Origin of the sequence: Paraburkholderia polaris (assembly GCF_012927345.1) — a bacterium.
GTDB classification, from domain to species: Bacteria; Pseudomonadota; Gammaproteobacteria; order Burkholderiales; family Burkholderiaceae; genus Paraburkholderia; species Paraburkholderia polaris.
Map to the genome: position 1 here is coordinate 14,057 of NZ_JABBGJ010000015.1, position 22,895 is coordinate 36,951.

A 22,895-nucleotide genomic window follows, 5' to 3' on the forward strand; every position below is an offset into this window, starting at 1 on the left:
CGCGAACCGAAGGTGAGATTTTCCGGGGACGAGTCGCCGTTTTTGCCTCAATTTTGTGCATTTTGGCGCTTAAGGTGAGGGTTTGCGGGAGCTGAACGGAATTTCGACTGAAATTCTGTCTGCTGCATCGACGGGGTCCCTGGTCACCCGTGGGGAAAGGTGAGGGAATTCGGGAGATGTGGACCGCGGCGATCGCCGGCTTGTCAAATTGCCTGTTTTTGACCAAAGGTGAGGTTTTTCGGGAGTCTTTTTGGAGGCTTGCGATCGCTAAGGTGAGGAAATACAGGACCAGAATCGCTGCGATGGGCCGGAAAAGCCCTACGGACGCTGTCAGAGCAGTTCCAATTTTGAGGCTGCTGAATTCTTAAGGTGAGGTTTTTCGGGGCCCTTGTGGTTGCAACTGGAAACGTCAGATTTCACCGAAAAGCTGTTTGAGGTGAGGATATACGGGAGTATGTGCTCATAGATCGGCTAGCAGGCGATCCATAACTCAATGAAATCATTGAATAATTTCTGTGTGCCGCGCAAAGGTGAGGTTTTTCGGGGGACCTTTTTCGTGACCTGCGCACGCCTCTTCCCAGCTCATTGGTGAGGATTTTCGGGAGTATTTATCGGTGCTTTTTCAGGCCCCCGGGTCTGGAGCCCGCGTCGTTCCGAGCGCTCAGCAGAGGTTAAGGTGAGCTTTTTCGGGGGACCTTGTCCTGACTCGGATCTCACGCTCGCGTGAGCGAGGGTGTCTGTCTGCTAGGTTTGGAGCCATTTACTCAAATGGAGATGTCGCCATTGCCTTGCGTATCTACGCGGCGAAGGCCACGCGGCCGCGATCGACGGCTGTGTAGTCCGGCGAGCTTCGCTACAGCGCCAGCTTGGCCAGACGGGCCCGGCGCGCTTGCCGGGTCCTTCCCTTCCCCTCCCCTCTCCGCTGAAATGAGCCGATTCGCGTTCGCGCCACAGACCCAGTGAGAGTGCGCCCCGCTCGCGACGTGCGCATGGCCAAAATTCAGGAAAAATTTTTGAGGTGAGAAGATTCGGGATCAAATAGCTGCCGTTCGCGACAGGTGAGAAATCGGCCAGCATTTCGGGAGGCCGCGACCTGTAAGGATGCCCTGAACCTGGCGCGAAACGGGTGGGGTGAGGGTTTTCGGGAGCTGCTCGAGGTGAGTTGCGCATCGTAAACTCACTTCACCGGGAACGGTGAGACCCGTGCTATAGACGCGTATCACCACAGCCGGTATGCTCTCGCCAAATCCCTCCTCGACCAGACGCATGGCCACTAAGCGCGCGAAGAAGACAGATGTAGTCAGCCCGAGCTCGGCCGAATTACGCAAGGCCGTCGAGGCGATTGCCATCCAGCCCAAGAGCGGCAAGATCACGCTCCTCACCCGCAAGCTGTTCAACGTTCTCCTTGCCGTCGCTCAGCAAGCCGACGAGTCCGGCGATACGTATCGGGCCTTGCTGTCCGACATCGTCGCCAATTCGGCATTCGACTCGAATGACACCGCGCTTGTCAAAGAGCACCTTCGGCGCATGGTGTCGGTGCAGGTCGAATGGAGTACCGGTACGTCCAGCCAGAAGCCGGGCCGGAAGTGGGGTATTTCCACCCTGATTGCCGACGCGGAAATTCTCGAAGACCCCACTACCCGCCGCGTCTGGGTGGAGTTCTCGTTCGCACCGAAGATCAAGAAGAAGCTGCTCGACCCCGTTCAGTATGCGCGGCTAAGTCTGCAGTTCCAGAGCCAGTTGCGCAGTAGCGCGGGTCTCGCACTTTACGAGATTTGCGTCCGTTATCTGACCAACCCCAGCCATCTGACGATGCGCGAAACATGGGAATGGTGGCGCCCTATTCTCTCCGGCACGCCCGACACCGAAGCGGGTGACGAGGCGAAGCGCGAGTACAAGTACTTCAAGCGCGATTACCTGCGCCCGGCCATCGCCGAAGTGAATGCGGTCACCAACATCTTTGTCGAATTGATCGAGCACCGGGAAGGGCGCCGGGTCGCCGAGATCCAGTTCCGCGTGACCGAGCGCAAGCAGCCCATGCTTGCACTCGACGAACACCCGAATGTGTTCGACAGCACGCTGGTCGACCGGATGGTGAAGATTGGCATTCCGCTGAAAGAAGCGCAAACGCTGTACGCCGATAGCGAAGAAAACCGAATTCGCGCGGCGCTGCAGATGACCGAGCAACGCATGCGCAGCACGTCGTTGCCCGCTGTGCGCAGCGCACCGGCTCTGTTCAAAGACGCGTTGAAGAAAGGCTATGCGCCGCCGGTCGAAGCGCTGCCGTCCGGCAGCGGTGGCAAGGCTGCGGTGGCCGCGCCGGCGGACGATCTGAAAGCGCGTCTGCTTGGCGAGTACTCGGCGGTTCGCCGCAAGGAAGCGCGCGAGCTTTACGACGAACAAGGTGAGTCCGAGCGGGAGATCGCGCGGAAATCGTTTGAGGACGACGTGTTACCGGATCTCGGCACACACATGCGCGACGACTGGCGCCGTCGTGGACTGGACTCGAAGATCGTCGAAACGGCGTTCTTCGATTGGCTGGCTCGCAAAACCTGGGGCGAGCCCACCGATGGCGACCTACTCGCCTTCACGCTGAGCCAATCGCGCGCGGCGTAATCGGCAAGAGCGCATCGAGAGCGCATCAAGAGCGCATCAAGAGCGCATCAAGAAAAACGGCGGCCACTTTCGTGCGCCGCCGTTTCTTTTCCTGCTGATGCTTTCCCTTCGTTACTTCAGCATCTTTTCAATCTGACGAAGAATGTCGTCACGCTTTTCACGCGTGAGACCCTTCAGGCGCAGTTCGATTCGATCGTCCCCATACGATTTCAGATCGCCGACTGCGACACCGCCGAGCTTGATCTCCAGACGTTGCGCATAGCGCTGCCGACCCGCCGGCTTGGTACTTTCCTGCGCGCTTGCCCTGCCCTTCACGATGTCCGCGACTTGTCGCGTGCTCAGGTCGTCCGAGAGGATTTTGTTGATCAAACGCAGCGTGGCGTCGGCGCCGCGGGCAGTGTGATAACGGCCCACCTGATAGGCCATGTTCGAGCCGAAGCGGTCAGGCCTTGCGACCATCTCATGCATCACCACCTCGGGCAGCTTCGCGATTGACAGCGCGACCGCGACGGTCGACTCGTCTAGTCCGAGATGTTCGGCGAGCTCCTTCTGGCTCTGGAAATGTCGGTCGTCGAGAAAGCGTTTCCAGACGACGGCGTTGTCGAACACGGTCTGCGAATCGCGCTGGACGTTGAGGTCGTAGCCAAGCTTATAGCTTTGGATACCAATCGGCAGATCGATCACGATCGCCTTCACCGATTCCTTGTTCGCTTCTTTAAGCGCTCGTACACGACGGCCGCCGTCGCTGACGAAGTAGGTGCCGGGATTGTCGTAATCGGGAATGACGTGAATCGCCTGCTGCTGGCCTTGCTTCGCCAGATTGACAGCAAGTTCGGCAATCGACGACTTCAGATAGAAATGGCGCGGATTGAACGGGCTCGGTTTGATCGTTTTGAGCGCGAGATCGATGACCTGGCCCGGACGGTAAGCGTGCTCGATTCGCCACGCACGGTAGGCCGCCGACTCATTGGCGATATCGGCAGCTTCGACTTCCGCGACGTCCTGCGACATGACCGGCTGGATGGTGCGACTCGGTACATCGCCCGTCTTGACCATGCCGTCGATCGCATTCAGGCGATCGAGGGCGGTTCGCTTTTCGCTGCTGGTCGTATCAGGACGTGCTTGAAAGCCTTTGGCGAATTGGGAGGGTTTCATTCAGGGTCCTTTATGCGCATAAATTCAGGGGAGCAAGGCTGCGATCTCGTTGGCGCACGCCCGTACTTCGATGGCGGCGAGCTTGGCGCCGCGATCGTTCATCTGAAGCACTGTCTGCCCTAACGCCATTGCCTGCTTGTAGGCTTCGCGCGTCGGGATCTGGGTCTTGAGCAATGGGAAACCGAGCTCTTCCAACGCGCGCTTCAGTTCACGCGTCAGCATCCGTTTCTCTTCGGTCTTATTCAGCAGAAAGACGGCGCGCAGGTCCTCGTTCATGACCTGGGCTTGCTGCACGAGTTTCACCAGTCCGACGCTCGACCAATAGTCGGCGGGCGACGACGAGGTTGGCATGATCGCGACGCTCGCCGCGAGTAACACGACGCCTGACACTTTCTCGGTGATGGAGGGCGGACAGTCGACGACGATGATGTCGTAGTCCGCCACGAACTTCTTGATCTCGCGATGGATCTGGCTGCCGGCTTCGGAGAGGTTGACTACCGGAAAGGGGATGCCGGTTTCACCGTCTGATGATGCACTGGCCCAATGGATCAGTGTGTTTTGACCATCTGCGTCTACGACGAGGACGCGCTTGCCTTTCTCATGGAACGCAGCCCCGAGGTGCATCGCGATTGTGCTCTTCCCGACCCCACCCTTCTGCTGAGTTACCGCGATGATTTCTGCTGCCAATCTTCACCTCCTCTTTTTAGACGCAGATGGATTTTACCTGGATGAATTCGCATTTCAATCGTTTTTGTGTAAACGCGAGAAGAATTAGCCGTTTGGGATAGGGTTAAGGTTTATGCGCATAAAGGATGTGGGCATGGCGAGCTACGGCGTGGCGACTGTGAAGCGCGATCAGCGGAAACACGTTGGTGGCGTCTTGGAGATATCAGACGCTATAGGTGGCGAAGGGGGGAATCGGCTGCGCGATCCAGCACGATGTGCGGCGACGCCTTTTGATATAGCGGGGAGCGTTAGTCATTTTGGACTCGAGGCTGCTCAGCTTGGGCGGGTCTCGCCTCGTCGTATCGGTTTTGCATGACTCGGCTGTTGACGGCAAGGAGCGTATGCGGGTCACGAGCGTGCCCCGCGAGCCGTTTTGCGTCGGCATCTTTATGCGCATAAACCTTTCGGGCACTACTCCCGCATCGAGTCGCCGCCGTGAGGTTGACCGCGCCGATTGATGCGTGATCCTGTTGGCACGGCACGGCACGGCACGGCACGGCACGGCACGGCACGGCACGGCACGGCACGGCACGGCACGGCACGGCACGGCGCTGGGACTGGGACTGGGACTGGGACTGGCGAACTGCAGCGCGAAGTCCCGCGTTCATGCGTACAGCGGCAGGCCCCACGCAATACGCGTCGAAGCATTCCGCAGAGCGACGCGTGCCGTCCAAGGCACGTGACAACAACCTCCCCGCCAGTGCTTTATGCGCATAAACCGAACGACACCATCACCAACAGGCGAAGCCCCTTTCCCCAACCAAATGAAGCCCGCTCACCCCACCCCGCCCAGTGACCCCACCTGACTCCCAGCACCCGCTAAAATCCCCACAAAATAGCTCCCTGCAACTCAACAAACACCGCCTACCAAACAACCATGATTACCATCTACCACAACCCCCGTTGTTCAAAATCGCGAGCCACGTGCGACCTGATCGCTAGCACCTACAACAGCGCAAACGAACCGACGGAAATCGTCGAATACCTGAAGCAACCACTCACGGTTGCACAGTTAACGCAACTCAACGCGCAGTTAGGCTGCACGGTGCGCGAGATGATCCGCGACACCGAAGCCGAATACAAAGAACTTCAGCTCTCCGATGCCACCCTGAGCGACGCTCAGTTATACGAAGCATTGGAAAAGCACCCCATCCTCCTGCAACGACCGATCGTCGTGCGAAACGGGCGAGCCGTGATTGGCCGCCCGCCGGAGAATGTCGAAGTGCTATTCGCCTAAGCGTCGAAACATCACGGCTCAAGTGCCCTGATGCCCTAGGCTTTGGCAGGCAAGGCAGCGTCCTTCGTCACGATCTTTGTCGGGATGATGCGCAGTTCGCTGAACGTGTCGGCGATACGTTGTTGTTCTGCAAGTACGTCCGCGTCGACGGGCTTGTAGATGTGCGCGTAGTGCCGCAAGCCCGCTTCGATCACACCTGCGTCGAGCCCTTGAATCGGCGCGAGCTGGGCGGCGGCTTCGCTGTAGTGGCCGCGTACCCACTCTCCCTCTTTACCCACCTCGTCCATCACGATCGCGAGCACGTCACCGTTTTGCTGCGCAAACGGCCGCGCGCTCAGGAAGAACTGATGGTGACTCACGATACCTTCGGCGTCGGCAAGTAAGCGGGCATTCGACTGGCGTTTTGCCGCCTCGAGGAACGGGTCCCAGATCGCCCATGCGTCGATCGCTCCGCGTTCGAAGGCCGCACGCGCATCGGCGGGCGCCAGAAAAACGGGTTGGATATCGCTGTACTTCACGCCGCTCTTCTGCAATGCGGCGACCAGAAACCAGTGAACGTCCGAACCTTTATTGAGCGCGATCTTTTTGCCCTTCAGATCGGCCAGCGTTTTGATCGGCGCGTCCTGATGCACGAGGATGCCTTCTGCATGTGGCGTGGGGATCTCATAAGCGGTGTAGACGAAGTTCGCGCCGGCCGCCTGCGCGAATACCGGCGGCGCTTCGCCGATATAACCGAAGTCGATCGCGCCGACATTCAATCCTTCGAGCAACTGCGGCCCGGCGGGAAACTCAGTCCACTTAACCGTGATGCCAAGCGGCGCGAGCCGCTTTTCGAGCGTGCCGTGCGCCTTCAGTAACACGAGCGTACTGGCCGCTTTCTGATAACCGATCCGAAATTCCTTCGCATGCGTATCCGCCGCGAAGACTGACGTGGAGACAACGGGCAAGGCCGCGGCGGCCAGCGAGGCGCCCACGCCGGCGATAAACGCGCGGCGGTTGAGCAGCGGATGACGGGACATAAAAGTGCTCGTTAAAGAGACGGACGCAAAACGGACCGGTTGGCTCCGACGATAATTCGTCTGCAAGCCTGGACGAACCGATAAATTCGCATAAGCAAATCACGCTGGAAGGTACGTGACACCTCAGAGGTCCCGATCTGCGTGGCTGGCTGCGCCAAGCCGCCATGCCCCGCTACAATCCCTCATCCGCGCGCAGTCGCGGCTGTGTCAATCGAAAAAGGGACATCAGTGCATCTGACGACAACACTCGCGCCGTGGTCATCCCACGACACTCAACTGATCTTGTCGTGCGTGCTCGGGCTCGCACTGATCATCGTTTTCATCAGCGTGCTGAAGCTCGCGCCGTTTCTGTCGATTCTGGTCGGCACGTTCGCTGCGGGTTTTTCGGCCGGTCTGCCGTTGGAAGCGGTGGCCAGCGCCTTCAGCAAAGGCGCCGGTGCGTTGCTCGGCGACGTCGGTATCATCATCGCGCTCGGGGCGATGCTCGGTGCGCTAATGGCCGAATCGGGCGCCGCCGACCGACTCGTCTCGACCATCCTCAAACATTCCACGCCACGCACGCTGCCGTGGATGATGGCGCTGGTGGCGATCATCGTCGGCTTGCCGCTCTTCTTCGAAGTCGGCCTGGTGATGATGGTGCCAATCATCTTCGTCATGGCGCGCCGCTCGCAGCAGCCGATCCTGCGCATTGCGATTCCCGCGCTCGCCGGCATGACCACGCTGCACGCACTGCTGCCGCCTCATCCGGGTCCGCTGATCGCGGTGAGCGCGCTGCATGCCGATCTCGGCCTGACACTCGGTCTCGGCCTGATCGTCGCGATTCCTGCGGTCATTCTCGCGGGCCCGCTCTACGGCATCTGGTTGTCGAAACGGATGCACGTGGCAGAGCCGGAAGAAATGGGCAAGCTTTTCACCGCGCAACAAACTACCGGCGAGCCGCCGAGTTTCGCGATCTCGCTCATCACGATCCTGTTGCCGGTCGTGCTGATGCTCGGCCGCACGGTTGCCAAGCTTCTGCTTCAACCCGAGACTTTCCTGTTCAACGCACTCAATTTTCTGGGTGAGCCGTTGGTCGCGCTCGGCCTCACCGTGTTGTTCGCGGTGGTGGCGCTGGGCTGGTCGCGTGGCATGGCACGCGACCGGGTCGGCGGCATTCTGCGCAAGAGCTTGCCGCCGATCGCCGCACTGCTGCTGACCATCGGCGCAGGCGGAGGCCTCAAGCAGGCGCTCGTGGTGGCCGGCATCAGCACGACGATTGGCAAGATCGCCGTCGGCGCGCACATGCCGCTGATTCTGCTGGCGTGGCTGATCGCCGTCGCACTGCGGCAGGCCACCGGTTCCGCGACGGTTGCGACCACCACGACCGCCGGTATCGTCGCGCCGGTCGTCGTGGGCCTCAGCGCGACTCACAATTCGCTGATGGCACTCGCAATCGGCGCCGGTTCCGTGTTCTTCTGCCACGTGAACGATGCAGGCTTCTGGATGGTGCGGGAGTACTTCGGGCTGCAATTGAAGCAGACGGTTATGGTCTGGTCGGTGCTGCAGACGATCGTATCCGTCGTCGGCCTCGTGTTGACGTTCGTGTTGTGGACCGTGTTGACCTGAGCCCGGCATAAGGATCGCAAACAGTGGCGGGAATTGACGCTCAGCTGTCAATTCCGCATGGCCCTGCCCGCTTACACTGCTTCGGCATAGGCGAGGCGCAGTCCCGCACCTCGCTCTCCTGCCGACGTGGAGCCACCATGCTTGAACTGAGACCGTCCTGCGAAGCATGCGGCAAATCACTGCCACCGAACGCGCCCGACGCGATGATCTGCACGTACGAATGCACCTTCTGTGAAGTGTGTGCGCTCAGCACGCTGCGCAATGTGTGTCCAAACTGCGGCGGCAATTTCCAGCATCGGCCGATCCGCACGCGTGCGCAGTTGGCCAAACATCCGGCTTGCGCCGAAGCGCATCCCGTCTCCATCGATGAAGCGGCGCACGCCAGCTTCTTCGAGCGCTACCGGAACATGCCGCCCGGCGAACGCTAAACAAGCCACCCGCTGAGGGCGGCGTTCAAAGCGCCGCCGTTCGCCGCAGCCCACAAGGCCACCGCTCAACGCACCGCTCAACGCACCGCTCGACGCACCACTCAAACCCCGACGCCACTTCAATCGTCGCTGCCGCCTTCCCCCGGCGTCGCGATCCCGCTCACCGTATGCGCAGCCACACGCAGCAAGCGGATCTGTTTGCGGTAATTGCGGCAGCCGCTGCAAGTCGGCAGATGCAGCCGGATCGCGACCCATTCGCCGGTCGTCAAAGGGCGATCGAGCGCGTCCGACAACAGGCGCGTGATGTTTTTACACTTCCCCATTCGCATCCTCTCTGGATAGGCCCTTTTCACTCAGGCAAGTGCGCAAGCGCAACCGCGCGCGGTAGATCAGCACGCTGCAGTGATTGGCGGTCATCTGCAGTTCGGCGCAGATCGCTTCGGTTTCGAGATCGAGGAATTCGCGCATCATGAACACGCGCCCGATGTGCTCGGGCAAGTGTTCCAGACACATCTCGAACAAGGTCCAGAATTGCTGCTGACGCAGCGCGGTTTCCGGCGTCGGCCACGGGTGCGGCTTAGCCTCGCGCGACCAGTGGCCGTTGTCCTTGAAGAGTTCGCGATCGAGCAGCGCTTCGCCGTCGATTTCGGATTCGAGCGCCGACAGGTTCACCGTGCGCTGCCGCGCACGCAAGGTATCGACGAGCTTGTGCCGCAGGATGCCGAACACCCACGTCTTGTGCTCCGATTGCGCGGCAAACCGGTCGGCTTGCGTCCAGGCGGCGGCCAGGGCTTCCTGGACGGCGTCTTCGGCGGCAGCGGCGTCGCGGAGTTGCAAACGCGCGAAGCGCAACAGGTCGCGCCGCAGTTGCGTCAGATAGACGGGATCGTCGAGCGGCGGCCCGCTTACTTGCGCCATGGCATGCTCCGTCGCCGCGCTCGTGGTTGCCGCACGTTTTCTCCTGAATCGTTGTGGTTCATAGGCGGGTAGGTCTCCTCGCGCAGTGCCTAAGCGTGTGCGCCATTCTCCCGCACGTCCCTGCGCAAGCGTATCGGTATTGAACATGTGGCCGCCAGCAAGCGATGACCTGAAGACCTTAGTCGTGGCGCGACGGTCTTTATGACAGCGAAAAACATTATTGCGAAAAATGAAATTAACGCTGCGATAACCAACCGTGACCTTCAGCGCATAGGCGAGACGTGCGGGCGGGTACGTCTAAAACCCGCCCTAAATACACGCCCGGATTATTTCACAATTTGAAATTATGTCTTTGTGTCTTCGGTATTTTTAGGCGGACACTGAATGGCTATTCTTCAGTCCATCGATCGCCCCAGATCGCAAACCAAACGCTGAAGAGGAGTCGCACCATGAAACGCATTCTTACCGCCCTGATCGCTTCCGTCGCCCTGTTTGCTGCTGCTTCGGGCGCAGCCCACGCTGCCGCACCGGCCCAATGCAACGGCCCGGCATCATACTGCAACGTGTTCTTCGGCAACTAATCGTCTGGAAGACGCAGCCGGACACATGTCCAGCGCGAGTCTGCTGACGAAGCAGGTTCTCGAAATCAAAAAGGGGCTCCGAAAAGGCGCCCCTTTTTGCATTTAATCCAGGTCGTTTGACGCGCCTGCAAGGCATCGGCAGAACATGGCTGAGGGCCCACGCCATCGGCGTGCGAGTGTCGCGAAACAGAAAGCGGTACACAATACGCGGCACTCCAAAGCAACACCCGCGCCCGGCGGGCAAATGCGTCTAATGCTCACTCTTCTAACGTGTTACAGTGAGCCAACAGCTTGCAGTTCTCCTGCGCGTTTTACGCAGTCCCTCAGGCATCAGCCTCTCATCACAGCGCCCTGAATCGAACAGGGTCCTTTCCTTCTACTTCGCTTTGCGATGCCGTCGGCGTGGCTGACAGAAGCGGCCGCTCTTTACGCGCATCGTCGATCAACACTGTGTCTTTCGCTAGAACGCCGCGACTCGCCGGCGTCATGCCGCACATTCAGCGACACATTTCAAGCGAGATCCTTCACCGGAGACGACCACCATGAGCAATACGATCAGAAGTTACCGGGGCCTCGAGATTTATCCACTGGTTTATCCGCACCAGCCGCGCTCTCCCGATGGCGCCCGCCACTACGATGCGGGCTTTGACGCCGCAGTACGAATCTGCCGACGCGGCACCGACGACTCCTTGACCAGCAGCCGTGTATTTCGCGTGCCGAGCCGTTCTCCGTTTGGCGCGGCCGGCGACGCGCGCATTGCATCGGCGAGTTACGCGGAGCGGGTGATCGACGGCATGGTTGCCGGCCAATCGATCGCCGGGCTTTGATGCGCGCGCCGATGGCAAGTCAAGTTTCCAGGCGCTCGCAGGGCGCGAATTCCACGCCGCTAACTGGCCGCGCGAACTATCAGGTCGCCGTGTCGTCGCGTCGAACGTCCAGCGGGACGGTGCCGACACTGAAGGTGATCCGGTTGAACGACGAGCGCGTGATCTATCCCTTTCAGGGCCACGCGGACATGCCGTTTTTTGAAACGACCGATGCTGCTCAACTGTTTGCCGAGACGTACGGTTGGCAGCTCGTGGATGGCGACATCGCAGTCCCTGAATGACAGCGACGATCGCGCATTTGCCTAAAAACGTCCTAGACCGAAAGTATGCTTGATTGACAAGGCAAAAGTACCAGTTATCCACAAGGTTATTCAGTGAATCTGTGGATAACTTTGGGTGCTACCGGGTTATCCACCGGTCGCAACTTTTGAGACGGCAGGGAGTCTGCGCAGCCAGATGCGGGCGTTTTGTCCCCGACGCCGCCATCCCGTGCGGCTTTTGCCTATGATGGACAGTTCGTACCCTTTTGCGCGTCAAGCGCCCCACCCAAGGAAGCGAACATGGCCCATCACATCGCAGTCGTCGTCGGCAGTCTGCGCCGCGGTTCGTTCAACCGCCAATTGGCGCAAGCCGTGATTTCACTCGCGCCCGCGGACTTCACGTTCGAATTCATCGATATTGGTTCTTTGCCGCTTTATTGCCAGGATTACGACGCCGACTATCCCGAAGTCGCCAGACACCTGAAGCAGCGCGTCGAAGCCGCCGACGGCCTATTGTTCGTCACGCCCGAGTACAACCGCTCCATTCCGGGCGTGCTGAAGAACGCACTCGACTGGGGTTCGCGTCCGTGGGGCACCAATTCGTGGCGCAACAAGCCGGGTGCGGTGCTCGGCACATCGGTCGGCGCGACCGGCACGGCATTGGCGCAACAGCATCTGCGCAATGTGCTGGCGTACCTGGATGTCGCCACACTCGGCCAGCCTGAGGTGTTCATCAAGCACGACCCGGCGGTCATCAACGAGAAGGGCGAGATCGTGAACGACGGCACCCGCAAGTTTCTGCAGACGTTCGTCGACCGCTATGTCGCATGGGTCAAGCGTCAGACTGCCGCCTGACGGTCAAATTTGGGCCAACCCGGCCGGCTTTGCAAAGGCATGTCCGGATTGAAAACGCCGACGTTGCCGCAAGTTCACGGTACGTCGGCGCTTTGCTTGGCCGCTTAGACGTGGTGATGCCCCGTCACCCTTTCCCAGCCATGACGCACGGCGAGCTTGAAGCGCTCCCACGTGCTGTCGGGCGAGGTGGTTTCCCAATGACGCCGGGCTTCCGGCTCGACGTCGTCCCACGGACGGTCCCGATAGCGCGCGTCCTGACCGATCTCCGCGCCGTAGCGATAGGCCGGCACGTAATCTTCATAGCGCGAACTCTCGGCCGCGTATTGCTCGTCGAAGTGCGTGCGGAAATCCTCTTCGTATTCCAGATACTCGTTTGGCATCTGGCCGCCTAAACCCGCGGTCGGCTGCCCCGCTTCGGAAACGACTTCCGACGGCTGCAAGATCGCGCCGGAGCCCGGCATCGAGCCGGCAGCGATTGCGGTACGTCCCGCGTCACCGACCAGCGGGTCGGTGATCGGCTCGTTGACCGGGTCGCGCATCGGCCGCTCAGCCACCGGCGGTGGGACGAACGGCTCGGCGTCGGTGCCCATGAGCGGCGGCGGATAGAGTGAATCGGCCGGGGTTGCAGGCCGCGCGGTTGAACCCGGCGTCGCCTCATTAGGCATTGCTACGCCGGGCGTCGCAACGCTCGATGTATGCGGCGTGCCGGGCGTCACTGCGCCGATCCCGAGTTCGTCGAGTATCGAATGATCGCGGCTCGATTCCGGCGACCGGTCCCAATCGGGCGAGCGCTCGCCGATGTCGGCCGCGCCCAGCCTCTTCAAGGTATCGCGAGCGAGTTCCGCATGCGACTCGCTTGCCGCGCTGACGCACACCAGCACGGCGCCGCGGCGCACGGCTTCGGCGTAACGGGCCGTCTCCGGCGCGCGGGGGCCGGTCGCAAACAGGCTCGAGAGAAAGCGCTCGATATTGGCGAGCACGCCGGAGCTGGCAACCTCATCGGTTGCGGAGCCGACGGAGGGTTCCGGATTCGCCTGCAACTCGATCGTTTCGCGTGCAAAACCGGTCTGCACAAGCGTGTCGCGCGCGGCTTCTGCTTGAGAATAGGTGTCGAATAAACCAATCACAGTGTGGCGCATGGCTGTCTCCCGACGGTTTTAGGTGGAACAGGCGGCGCGGGAACGCGTCGACCTTCTTCCCTAAAACGCCGCAACGATCATGCCGGGGCCGGCACGACGTGCCCACACGGCCGCGGCTGGCCGCCTGCACCGATCTGGATACGTAGAACCGCGGCAACCCGCTGCTGCGCTTTTACAACCGCCGGTAATTGGCGGTGACCTTGGCACGGCCGGCTTTAGCCGGCCGGATGCGCCGCCGCAGCCGGATCGGCGCCCGTCTGCGCCAGATCGCGCTGGATGGCTTGCAGGAGCGTTTCCAGCAACGCGATATCGAAAGGTTTGGACAGCACCCGCACGTCCACATGCCGTGCACGGTCGAGTTCTTCCGCGTACCCGGTGACCAGAATGACCGGCAGCCTGGTGTCGAAAGCCAGCACGGCTTCGGCCAGGTCGATGCCGTTCATGGTGCCGGGCATGTGGATGTCCGACAGCACCAGATCGAACGGCAGCGGCTCGCCGGTGCGCGCCTGCCTCGCGTGGGCGTCGTCGAATAGGCGCAGTGCGGTATCGGCGTTGAACACACACGTGACCTGGTGGCCCATCATCTGCAACAGGGCTTCGGTGCCGGCGGCGACTTCATCGTTGTCCTCGACCAGCAGGATGCGCAAGCCGTGCGGTGCGCCGCTTTCCTCGACGCCCGCCTCCGCCGGCAATTCGGCCTCGGGCTCGGCCGTGGCGCGCGGCAGATAGAGCCGCACCGAGGTGCCCGCGCCGATTGCGCTGTCGATCGCGGCAAGGCCGCCGGAGCGCTCGCAGAAAGCGAAAACTTGCGGCAGCCCGAGACCCGTGCCCATGCCGTTGGGCTTCGTCGTGAAAAGCGGTTCGAAGGCGCGCGCGAGCACTTCCGGTGGCATGCCGCCGCCGGTGTCTTCAAGCGACAGTTGGACGAAGTCGCCGGTCAACGGAAAGCCGTCCTCGTGGCGGAAGTTGATATTGGCGGCTCGCACCGTGAAGCGGCCGCCGTTGGGCATGGCGTCGCGCGCGTTCACAGCGATGTTGATCAGCGCCAGTTCGAGTTCGGCGACGTCGACACGCATGGGCCAGATATTGACGCCGATGTCCATCACCAGCGAAATCTTCGCGCCGAGCGACGCGCGCAACAGTTCGCGACATGCCGGCAGCCAGCGCTCGAGCGCCAGCGTCTCGTTGCGCAACGGCTGCTTGCGCGCGACGCCGAGCAATTGCCGGGTGAGCGACTGGCCGCTCTTGAGCGCCCGCTCCATCGCCGACAACTCGCGGTCGAGCCCTGGCGTGCCGCGCCGCCGGGCAATCTGCACGTTGGCCGAGACGATCATGAGCAGGTTGTTGAAATCGTGCGCCACGCTGCCGACCAGATTGCCGAGCGCCTCCATCTTGCGCGACTGGCGATACGCGGATTCGATCGAGCGGCGCATCGAGGCTTCGGCCTGCCAGCGCTCCCACGCTTCCTCTTCAGCACCAAGGCGCCGCAGCGACAGCCAGATCACGCACCACAGCACGATGGACGGCGTGAACATCGACAGCATCAGCACGCTCAGATGCCGGTACCACCCGGCCCAGATCGCCGAGGTGCGATAGGCGCAGGATACGTACACCGGATAGGCGCCGACGCGCCGGAATGCGAGGATCACATTGTCGCCGTCGATGTCGGAATGCATTCGTACGACGCCGGCGCGCCGTCCTTGCGTCAGCGCTTCGGCCAGTGGCGAAGTCGGCGCCATCACCACCGGCTCGCGCGGGCGGCGCGGATAGTGCGCGAGGATCGCGCCGTCAGTGCGGAGCAGGCTCATGGTCATCGGCGTGTTGTCGCTGCCGCCGAGCAGTTCCCGGTAGAACGCGTCGAAATAGCTGGGCCGCAGCGCCACCGAGACGACCCCGGCAAACGAGCCGTCGGCGGCGAGGCGCTCCACGCCGGTGTTGAATACCTGCTCGCCCACAACATGTCCCGTCATCACCTTTGAGACATGCTCGAGGCCCTTGCCGTCGCGAATGCCGATGAAATCTTCGTGATCGGCAATCGACAACACCGGCGCGGGATAGAACCGGCTGGTGGCGAGCAGATCGCCCTCACGGCCGAAAATCGAGACGGCCGCCACCTGAGGATAACCGCCGCCCATGGTGCGCAGTTTCTCGTGAATCTCGCCTTCTTTAGCGCGAATGCCGTTGTCGTCCAGACCTTGTGTCAGATCGACGATGCGCGCGTCCAGCGTCTCGTTCATGTCGAACACTTTCAGCGCATGTTCTTCCGCCACGCGCACGGTGCGTAGCGTCACGTCGGTCGCGTCGGCCATGCGCCCGCGCAGATCGCTGAACGCCATCGCCGCGACGTACACGCATGGCAGCACGATGGCTGCGATCAGCAGCGCGATCAGCGTGATGCGGCGGACGTGGAAATTCTGTTCCGGCACGGCTGGAAACCGCGCCTCGCCTTGTCGGCTGGCGGGAAGGCGGCTCGCTTCGGGCGGGTCGAACCGGTCTGGTGTCATGGTCGATAACGCTAAGGTCGTTCGGGACGAAAGGGCCGGGAGTCGGCTTCATACGAAAAGCATAGACATGGAGCGGCGCGACTGGTTACTGTGACAAATGGTCGGCCCCTGATTTGTCTGCAGTCTAAATCAGTGACAAATGAAGAAGCGCAAACGTACACAAAAGCATAAATGCAAGGAAAATCCTTCCAAATCTATCAAAGTATTTTTAAAAATAGCACTTGGTAGGAAAATTTCTTTAATCATAGCGAAATTGGCGTGTTGCCTTTCCACCGTTTTGCTTCGAGAATCGACGCCATTACAACTAATGTGTCCGCCATGTTCGGATGCATCTGCCGCGAGGGCCGCCAGACAACGCGCACAACGCGTGACCTGAGCCGCTCGTGGAAACAGGCGCGCGGCAAGGGGACCAGCCCGATCCGTGAAGCCGCGCGGATTCATCTACGGGGTAGGCTTCGAACATGCCGGTCATAGCCGTCGTCCACCGTGCTCGCACGCATCCATGCGTGCCCACGGGTTCCGTCAAAAGCGCCTCGCTGTGCGCTCTCCCCGCTCGTTTGCAAGCTGCATTCTCGCAAGCTTCAGCCCGCTTTACCGCTGGTCGACAGACCGCCCGCTAAAGAAATCGACTCTACCCGCCGTTAACGCGCAAGAGCTAATTCCGCTTACCGACCCGCCTATGCCTTTGCCCATTGTGATCGCCGACGATTCGTTGCTTGCCCGCAAGGTGCTCACCAAGGCATTGCCGCCGGACTGGGATGTCGACGTGTCCTACGCGGCGAACGGGCGCGAAGCGCTCGGCCTGTATCGCGAAGGCAAAGCGTCGGTGATGTTCCTCGACCTGACGATGCCGGACATGACCGGCTATCAGGTGCTGGAAGCATTGCAGCATGAGGACCTGAACACCTTCGTCATCGTCGTCTCCGCCGATGTTCAGCCGATGGCCCAGTCGCGCGTGCGCGCGCTCGGCGCCGCCGCATTCATCGCCAAGCCCGTGACGCCCGAGGCGGTACTACCCATCCTCAAGGAGTACGGGTTGTATGTCTGAGCCAGTCCTCACCGAAGACCAGCGCGACGCGCTGCAAGAGGTCGCCAATCTGGCGATGGGCCAGGCCGCGACGCGTCTCGCGCGCCTGCTCGATGCGTTCATCGAATTGTCGGTGCCGCGCGTGAAGGTGGTGGCGGTGAGCGAGGCGGCAGCGGCGCTGCGCGAGATGACCGGGATCGAGGACACGGTGAGCGCGGTGCGTCAGGGCTTTCGCTCCGACATCAAGGGCGAAGCGTTGGTGATCTGCCGCAGCGACAGCATTGAGCAGTTGTGTTCGCTCGTCAGCGATCCGTATTCGCGCTCGAGCTACGAGACGGTGAGCCAGAAAGAACTCGTGTTCGACGTCGCGAACGTGCTGACCGGCGCGTGTGTCTCGTGCATTCTCGACCAGCTCGGCCGCACGCCGGTCTTCTCCGCGCCGGGCTTGCTCGGCGAAGCGATGACGCTCGACGAAGTGTTCCAGCCCGGCGTGCTGCAATGGGAAGTCGCGCTGCTGGTCGAAGTCAATTTCGCGCTCGAGGACCAAAGCTTCCGCGCGCACCTTGTGATGCTGATGGCAGAAGAGTCGATTCGCCACATGAACGAGGCGCTCGACGAGCTGTTGTCGAGCCTATGAATGTGTCCGTGGACTCGTTGAGCGATCTGGTGGTCGAACGTGTCGGTTTCGGCATCTTCGTGCTCGATCGCGAGATGAACGTGCTCATGTGGAATCGCTTCATGCAGGATCACAGCGGTTTGTCGCCGGAACAGGTGGTGGGCAAATCGCTCTTCACGCACTTTCCGGAGTTGCCGCGCGTGTGGCTGTCGCGCAAGATCGAAAGCGTGTTTCAGCTAGGCAGTTTCGCGTTCAGTTCGTGGGAGCAGCGCCCGTATCTCTTCAAGTTCGATCACGACCGGCCGATTACCGGCGGCGTCGATTTCATGCAGCAGGACTGCACGTTCATGCCGCTGACGCGTGATCGCGAGGTGGTGGCCGTGTGCGTGACCATCTCGGATGTCACGCATGTCAGCATCGTGCAGCGCGAACGTGAAGAAGCGGTTGCCAAGCTGCAGGAATACGCGGACCGTGACGGTCTGACGGGTATCGCCAACCGGCGTTTCTTCGAAGCGCGCCTGCGCGATGAATACACACGCTGGCAGCGCTACGGTGGCGAAATGTCCGTGCTGCTGTTCGATCTCGATCACTTCAAGAAAATCAACGACCAATTCGGTCACGGCGTCGGCGATACGGTGTTGCGCGTGATGGCGCAGCGGGTTGCCGAGGTGGTGCGGGCGCAGGATACCTTCGGGCGTTTCGGTGGCGAGGAGTTTGCCTTGCTGTTGCCGTGTACGCCGCTCGAAGACGCCATGCGGGTCGCAGAAAAGATCCGCTGCACGATTGCCGATACGCCGGTCGAAGTGCTGGGCACGAGTGTGCCGGTGACGGCGAGTGTCGGCGGTGCGGCGGCACGCGTGGGCGTGCTGGCGTATGACGTGCTCATCAATGAGGCCGACGCGGCGCTGTACAGCGCGAAGCGGCAGGGACGCAACCGCTCGGTGGCGTTTATCTGACAAGGCCGCGCGCGTTTGCTCCACGCGTCGGGCGCAGCATATCGCGCACGCCGTACCCTCGGATGTGTTTCACCGTCGGATCCGGGGCTCCTTCCGTCCTCTTATTCGCCCAAAACTGCGGCATCTCACAAAGGTTGCTATACTTTTCGCCGTTTCCGGCATCCCTGCCGGGTGTTTCGCGCGTGTCCGCGCGCGCGGGCCGCTAGTCCTGCGGTAAGCATAAAATTTCTTGAACGCCTTTCAGCGGGCGCCTCCAGCGGAGATCGTCTTGGCTGTTTCCAATCTTGTCGTGGACGATACAGAAATCGACGCCGCTGCCGCCACATCCGGCAGCTCGTTTTATCTCGCGATGCGCATCCTGCCGGCCGCGCAGCGCGACGCGATGTATCAGGTCTACGCCTTCTGCCGCGCTGTCGACGATATCGCCGACAGCGGCATGCCGCGCGCCGAACGCGCCGCCGCGCTCGAGCGCTGGCGCGCCGACATCGACGCGTGCTTTGCCGGCTCACCGCGCGCTTCCTTGCGCGCGCTGACGCGGCACATTCATACGTTTCACCTGCAACGCGAAGATTTTCACGCGATGATCGACGGCATGGCGATGGACGCCGCCGCCGACATTTGCGCACCCGACGAAGCCACGCTCGACCTGTACTGTGACCGGGTCGCCAGTGCGGCGGGCCGCCTATCGGTGAGGATATTCGGGATGCAGGAAGAGCCGGGCCGTTTGCTCGCGCACCATCTGGGCCGCGCGCTGCAACTGACCAACATCTTGCGCGATATCGACGAAGACGCCGGTATCAACCGCTGCTACCTGCCGCACGAATTGCTGGCGCGCGAAGGCATTGCGGTGGAGAGCCCGACGCAGATCGCCGACGATCCGTCGCTGCCGCGCGTCTGCGCGACGCTCGCCGAGCGCGCCAAGGCGCATTTCGCCGCCTCCGACGCGCTCATGGACCGCGAGCCGCGCAACCACGTGCGTGCGCCGCGCATCATGTCGGGCGTCTATCGCGTCCTGCTCGAACGCACGCTCGAGCGCGGTTTCGACATTCCGCGTACGAAGGTCAGCAAGCCGAAACTGCGCATGCTGTGGATCGTCGCGCGTTACGCGCTCTTCTGAGCTGATGCCAAAGCTCATCCATGTGATCGGCGCCGGCCTCGCCGGCCTGGCCACGGCGGTGCAATTGCAGCGCCGCGGCGCACAAGTCGTGCTGCATGAAGCGGCGCCTCAGGCGGGTGGCCGTTGCCGTTCGTATTACGATCCCAAGCTGGGCGCGACAATCGACAGCGGCAATCACATGGTGCTGTCGGGTAATTTGGCCACGCTCAATTATTTGCGCGCGATCGGCGCCGCCGACGAGCTGACGGGCCCGGCCCAGCCCGAGTATCCCTTCGTGGATCTGGCGACGCGGGCGCGCTGGACCGTGCGCCTGTCGCCGGGCTACTTGCCCTGGTGGATCTTCGACCCGAACGCGCGCGTGCCGAATACCGGCCCGAGCGACTATCTGGCACTCGTGCCGCTGCTGTTCGCCAAGCCCGGGCGCAGTGTGGCGCAGACCATGCGCTGCAATGGCCCGCTGTGGGACCGCCTGCTGCGGCCGCTGTTTCTCGCGCTGCTCAATGTCGAGCCGCGTGAGGCGTCGGCGGAGCTGACGGGCGCGATGGTCAGGGAGACGCTGGTCGCCGGTGGTCTGGCGTGCCGGCCGCTGGTGGCGAAGAACGGTCTGGGCAGCGCCTTTGTCGACCCGGCGCTGCGTCTGTTGCAGCATGGCGGCGCGGCAATCCGGCTCGGGTCGCGCCTGAAGGACATGGTGTTTGCCGACACCGGCCCCGGCCGTGTCTCGGCGCTGAATTTCGCGGACGAAACCATCGCGATCGAAGCGAACCAGGCCGTGGTGCTCGCGGCGCCGCCGGACATTGCACAGACGCTTGTGCCCGGCTTGCGCTCGCCGAATCGCTTCGCCGCGACCGTCAACGTGCATTTCGCGGTCGAGCCGCCGTTCGGTATGGCGCCGATCACAGGGCTGCTCAATGCGACGGCCGATTGGCTGTTCGCCCACGAGGGCCGCGTGTCGGTCACGGTCAACGCCGCTGAAAACCTGCTCGACACACCGCATGAAGCGCTCGCGAAAACCATTTGGGCCGAAGTGGCTCAGGCTGCCAACTTGCCAGCCGAGCCGATGCCGGCCTGGCAGGTCGTGACGGAAAAACGCGCGACGTTTGCTGCCTTGCCGGATCAGGAAATGCTGCGCCCCGGCACGCGCACTCGCTGGAGTAACTTGATGCTCGCGGGCGACTGGACGGCCACCGGCCTGCCCGCGACGATTGAAGGCGCGATCCGCTCCGGCCAGAAGGCCGCGGACACGCTGCTGAATCAACCGATGGAACGCCGATGAACGACTTATCTCAAGCCCAGCCGCTGGACGCCGTCCTGCCTGAATTCGCCGATGCGGCGCCGACCGCGTCGAACGCTGAGCCTATGGTTGCGCCGCAAGCGTCCGCTGGGCCGCTCGACGCTGCGATCACGCGCGCCACCGACGCGATCCTCGCCGCGCAGAAGCCGGACGGCCACTGGGTCTACGAACTCGAAGCCGACGCGACGATTCCCGCCGAATATGTGCTCCTCGTCCACTATCTCGGCGAAACGCCGAACCTGGAACTGGAGCAGAAGATTGGCCGCTATCTGCGCCGCATCCAGCTGGCGGATGGCGGCTGGCCGCTCTTCACCGACGGCGCGCTCGACATCAGCGCCAGCGTGAAGGCGTACTTCGCACTGAAGATGATAGGCGACTCGCCGGATGCCGAGCACATGGTCCGCGCGCGCGAAGCGATTCTGGCGAACGGCGGCGCGGAAACGGTGAATGTGTTCACGCGGATTCTGCTTGCGCTGTTCGGCGTGGTGTCGTGGCGTGCCGTGCCGATGATGCCCGTGGAAATCATGCTGCTGCCTCAATGGTTCCCGTTCCATCTGTCGAAGGTGTCGTACTGGGCGCGGACCGTGATTGTGCCGTTGCTGGTGCTGAACGCGAAGCGGCCGGTGGCGCGCAATCCCCGCCGTGTACGTATCGACGAGTTGTTCCGCGGCGCGCCGGTCAACACCGGCATGCGGGATCGGGCACCGCATCAGCACCTCGGCTGGTTCCGCTTTTTCCGCGGGGTGGACGTGATGTTGCGCATGGTCGACGGCCTGTTCCCGAAGGCGACGCGCGAACGGTCGGTGCGCGAGGCAGTGCGCTTTGTCGACGAACGGCTGAATGGCGAAGACGGCCTCGGCGCGATTTTCCCGGCCATGGCCAACTCGGTGATGATGTACGACGTGCTCGGCTATCCGGCCGATCATCCGAACCGCGCGATTGCTCGCCAGTCGATCGAAAAGCTGCTCGTCATCAAGGATGACGAAGCATATTGCCAACCTTGTTTGTCGCCAGTGTGGGATACCTCGCTGGTGGCGCACGCGCTGCTCGAGACCGGCGAAGAGCATGCCGAGCAAGCGGCTGAACGCGGGCTGGCATGGCTGCGTCCGCTGCAGATTCTCGACGTGCGCGGCGACTGGATCTCACGCCGTCCGAACGTGCGTCCTGGCGGCTGGGCGTTCCAGTACAACAACGCGCACTATCCCGACGTCGACGATACGGCGGTGGTCGTCATGGCGATGCAACGCTCGGCGGCGCTGACGCAATCGGATGTCGACCGCGAAGCCATTGCGCGGGCGCGCGAATGGGTGGTCGGCATGCAAAGCAGCGATGGCGGCTGGGGCGCGTTCGAACCGGAAAACACGCAGTACTACCTGAACAACATTCCGTTCTCCGATCACGGCGCATTGCTCGATCCGCCGACCGCGGACGTGTCGGGCCGCTGCCTGTCGATGCTCGCGCAACTCGGCGAATTCCCGCAGGGCAGCGAGCCGGCGCAACGCGCGTTCGATTACATGCTGAAGGAACAGGAATCGGACGGCAGCTGGTACGGCCGCTGGGGCCTGAACTACATCTACGGCACGTGGACCGCGCTGTGTTCGCTGAACGCCGCAGGTCTGCCGCACGACGACCCGCGCATGAAGCGCGCCGCGCAGTGGCTCCTGTCGATCCAGAACGAAGACGGCGGCTGGGGTGAGGGCGGCGAGAGCTACAAACTCGACTATCGCGGCTACGAGCGCGCGCCGAGCACGGCTTCGCAAACCGCATGGGCGCTAATGGGTCTGATGGCGGCGGGCGAGGTGAATCACGAGGCGGTGGCGCGTGGCGTCGAGTATTTGCAGCGCGAACAGCGCGAGCACGGCCTGTGGGACGAAACGCGCTTCACGGCGACCGGTTTCCCGCGCGTGTTCTATCTGCGCTATCACGGCTATCGCAAGTTCTTCCCGTTGTGGGCGTTGGCGCGCTTCCGTCATCTGAAACGCAACGGGCTGACGCGCGTCGCGGTCGGGATGTAA

Annotated in this window: 21 protein-coding genes; 14 read left to right on the top strand and 7 right to left on the bottom strand. The window is 62.1% G+C overall.

The features are described 5' to 3' along the window. Positions 1-1,266: 1,266 nt before the first annotated feature. Positions 1,267-2,616 carry a replication initiation protein gene (locus tag HHL24_RS15270; protein WP_074289157.1) on the top strand — a complete coding sequence of 450 codons (1,350 nt, stop codon included), beginning with the start codon at positions 1,267-1,269 and terminating at the stop codon, positions 2,614-2,616. A gap of 111 nt (positions 2,617-2,727) precedes the next feature. Here the strand turns inward: HHL24_RS15270 and HHL24_RS15275 are convergent, their stop codons facing one another. Both HHL24_RS15275 and parA read right to left on the bottom strand, forming a co-directional pair. Then, positions 2,728-3,771: a ParB/RepB/Spo0J family partition protein gene (locus HHL24_RS15275; protein ID WP_169486294.1), complete on the bottom strand. Its 1,044-nt coding sequence runs from the start codon at positions 3,769-3,771 to the stop codon at positions 2,728-2,730. A 24-nt stretch (positions 3,772-3,795) separates the two neighbouring features. Further along, a complete protein-coding gene (gene parA, locus HHL24_RS15280; RefSeq protein ID WP_028195981.1) occupies positions 3,796-4,458 on the bottom strand; it encodes a ParA family partition ATPase in 663 nt (220 codons plus the stop codon). Between the two features lie 916 nt (positions 4,459-5,374). Between parA and arsC the strand changes: the two genes are divergently transcribed. Next, complete coding sequence (arsC, locus tag HHL24_RS15285; protein ID WP_169486295.1) at positions 5,375-5,734, top strand: arsenate reductase (glutaredoxin); 360 nt, start codon at positions 5,375-5,377, stop codon at positions 5,732-5,734. A 35-nt stretch (positions 5,735-5,769) separates the two neighbouring features. Here the strand turns inward: arsC and HHL24_RS15290 are convergent, their stop codons facing one another. Continuing rightward, positions 5,770-6,753: a sulfonate ABC transporter substrate-binding protein gene (locus HHL24_RS15290; RefSeq protein WP_169486296.1), complete on the bottom strand. Its 984-nt coding sequence runs from the start codon at positions 6,751-6,753 to the stop codon at positions 5,770-5,772. Between the two features lie 228 nt (positions 6,754-6,981). Between HHL24_RS15290 and HHL24_RS15295 the strand changes: the two genes are divergently transcribed. Both HHL24_RS15295 and HHL24_RS15300 read left to right on the top strand, forming a co-directional pair. Then, a complete protein-coding gene (locus HHL24_RS15295; protein ID WP_169486297.1) occupies positions 6,982-8,358 on the top strand; it encodes a GntT/GntP/DsdX family permease in 1,377 nt (458 codons plus the stop codon). A gap of 137 nt (positions 8,359-8,495) precedes the next feature. Continuing rightward, complete coding sequence (locus tag HHL24_RS15300; RefSeq protein WP_169486298.1) at positions 8,496-8,786, top strand: DUF1272 domain-containing protein; 291 nt, start codon at positions 8,496-8,498, stop codon at positions 8,784-8,786. A gap of 119 nt (positions 8,787-8,905) precedes the next feature. Here HHL24_RS15300 and HHL24_RS15305 read toward each other — a convergent pair whose 3' ends face one another. Both HHL24_RS15305 and HHL24_RS15310 read right to left on the bottom strand, forming a co-directional pair. Then, on the bottom strand, positions 8,906-9,109 hold the full coding sequence (locus HHL24_RS15305; RefSeq protein WP_169486299.1) for a zf-HC2 domain-containing protein: 204 nt from the start codon (positions 9,107-9,109) through the stop codon (positions 8,906-8,908). After that, positions 9,096-9,704, bottom strand: a complete 609-nt coding sequence (locus HHL24_RS15310) for an RNA polymerase factor sigma-70 (protein WP_169486300.1) — start codon at positions 9,702-9,704, stop codon at positions 9,096-9,098. The genes HHL24_RS15305 and HHL24_RS15310 overlap by 14 nt, the downstream gene beginning before the upstream one ends. Before the next feature lie 449 nt (positions 9,705-10,153). Between HHL24_RS15310 and HHL24_RS44575 the strand changes: the two genes are divergently transcribed. From HHL24_RS44575 to HHL24_RS15325, 4 genes are all read left to right on the top strand, one after another. Next, a complete protein-coding gene (locus HHL24_RS44575) occupies positions 10,154-10,285 on the top strand; it encodes a hypothetical protein (protein ID WP_268966718.1) in 132 nt (43 codons plus the stop codon). Between the two features lie 542 nt (positions 10,286-10,827). Continuing rightward, positions 10,828-11,112 (top strand): hypothetical protein, encoded by a 285-nt coding sequence (locus HHL24_RS15315; RefSeq protein ID WP_169486301.1) that lies wholly within the window; start codon positions 10,828-10,830, stop codon positions 11,110-11,112. 11 nt (positions 11,113-11,123) lie between these two features. Continuing rightward, on the top strand, positions 11,124-11,393 hold the full coding sequence (locus HHL24_RS15320; protein WP_230417477.1) for a DUF6723 family protein: 270 nt from the start codon (positions 11,124-11,126) through the stop codon (positions 11,391-11,393). Between the two features lie 279 nt (positions 11,394-11,672). Further along, a complete protein-coding gene (locus HHL24_RS15325; RefSeq protein ID WP_169486302.1) occupies positions 11,673-12,227 on the top strand; it encodes an NADPH-dependent FMN reductase in 555 nt (184 codons plus the stop codon). A gap of 104 nt (positions 12,228-12,331) precedes the next feature. On the opposite strand, the gene HHL24_RS15330 is transcribed toward HHL24_RS15325, so the two are convergent. Both HHL24_RS15330 and HHL24_RS15335 read right to left on the bottom strand, forming a co-directional pair. After that, positions 12,332-13,366, bottom strand: coding sequence for a hypothetical protein (locus HHL24_RS15330; protein ID WP_169486303.1), 1,035 nt, complete (start codon positions 13,364-13,366; stop codon positions 12,332-12,334). A 215-nt stretch (positions 13,367-13,581) separates the two neighbouring features. Then, entirely contained in the window at positions 13,582-15,870 is a 2,289-nt protein-coding gene (locus tag HHL24_RS15335) for a hybrid sensor histidine kinase/response regulator (protein WP_169486304.1), read from the bottom strand. A 679-nt stretch (positions 15,871-16,549) separates the two neighbouring features. Between HHL24_RS15335 and HHL24_RS15340 the strand changes: the two genes are divergently transcribed. The 6 genes from HHL24_RS15340 to shc all read left to right on the top strand — a co-directional run bounded on the left by HHL24_RS15340 (position 16,550) and on the right by shc (position 22,895). After that, the gene (locus HHL24_RS15340; RefSeq protein WP_169486305.1) at positions 16,550-16,918 is read left to right on the top strand and encodes a response regulator; all 369 of its coding nucleotides are present in this window, start codon (positions 16,550-16,552) and stop codon (positions 16,916-16,918) included. Continuing rightward, entirely contained in the window at positions 16,911-17,534 is a 624-nt protein-coding gene (locus HHL24_RS15345; RefSeq protein WP_169486306.1) for a chemotaxis protein CheC, read from the top strand. Before HHL24_RS15340 ends, HHL24_RS15345 begins: the two co-directional genes overlap by 8 nt. After that, positions 17,531-18,469, top strand: coding sequence for a sensor domain-containing diguanylate cyclase (locus HHL24_RS15350; RefSeq protein ID WP_169486307.1), 939 nt, complete (start codon positions 17,531-17,533; stop codon positions 18,467-18,469). Before HHL24_RS15345 ends, HHL24_RS15350 begins: the two co-directional genes overlap by 4 nt. Positions 18,470-18,737: 268 nt before the next feature. Further along, the gene (gene hpnD, locus HHL24_RS15355; protein WP_169486308.1) at positions 18,738-19,586 is read left to right on the top strand and encodes a presqualene diphosphate synthase HpnD; all 849 of its coding nucleotides are present in this window, start codon (positions 18,738-18,740) and stop codon (positions 19,584-19,586) included. Positions 19,587-19,590: 4 nt separating this feature from the next. Next, a complete protein-coding gene (gene hpnE / locus HHL24_RS15360; protein WP_169486309.1) occupies positions 19,591-20,862 on the top strand; it encodes a hydroxysqualene dehydroxylase HpnE in 1,272 nt (423 codons plus the stop codon). Next, positions 20,859-22,895: a squalene--hopene cyclase gene (shc, locus tag HHL24_RS15365; RefSeq protein ID WP_169486310.1), complete on the top strand. Its 2,037-nt coding sequence runs from the start codon at positions 20,859-20,861 to the stop codon at positions 22,893-22,895. Before hpnE ends, shc begins: the two co-directional genes overlap by 4 nt.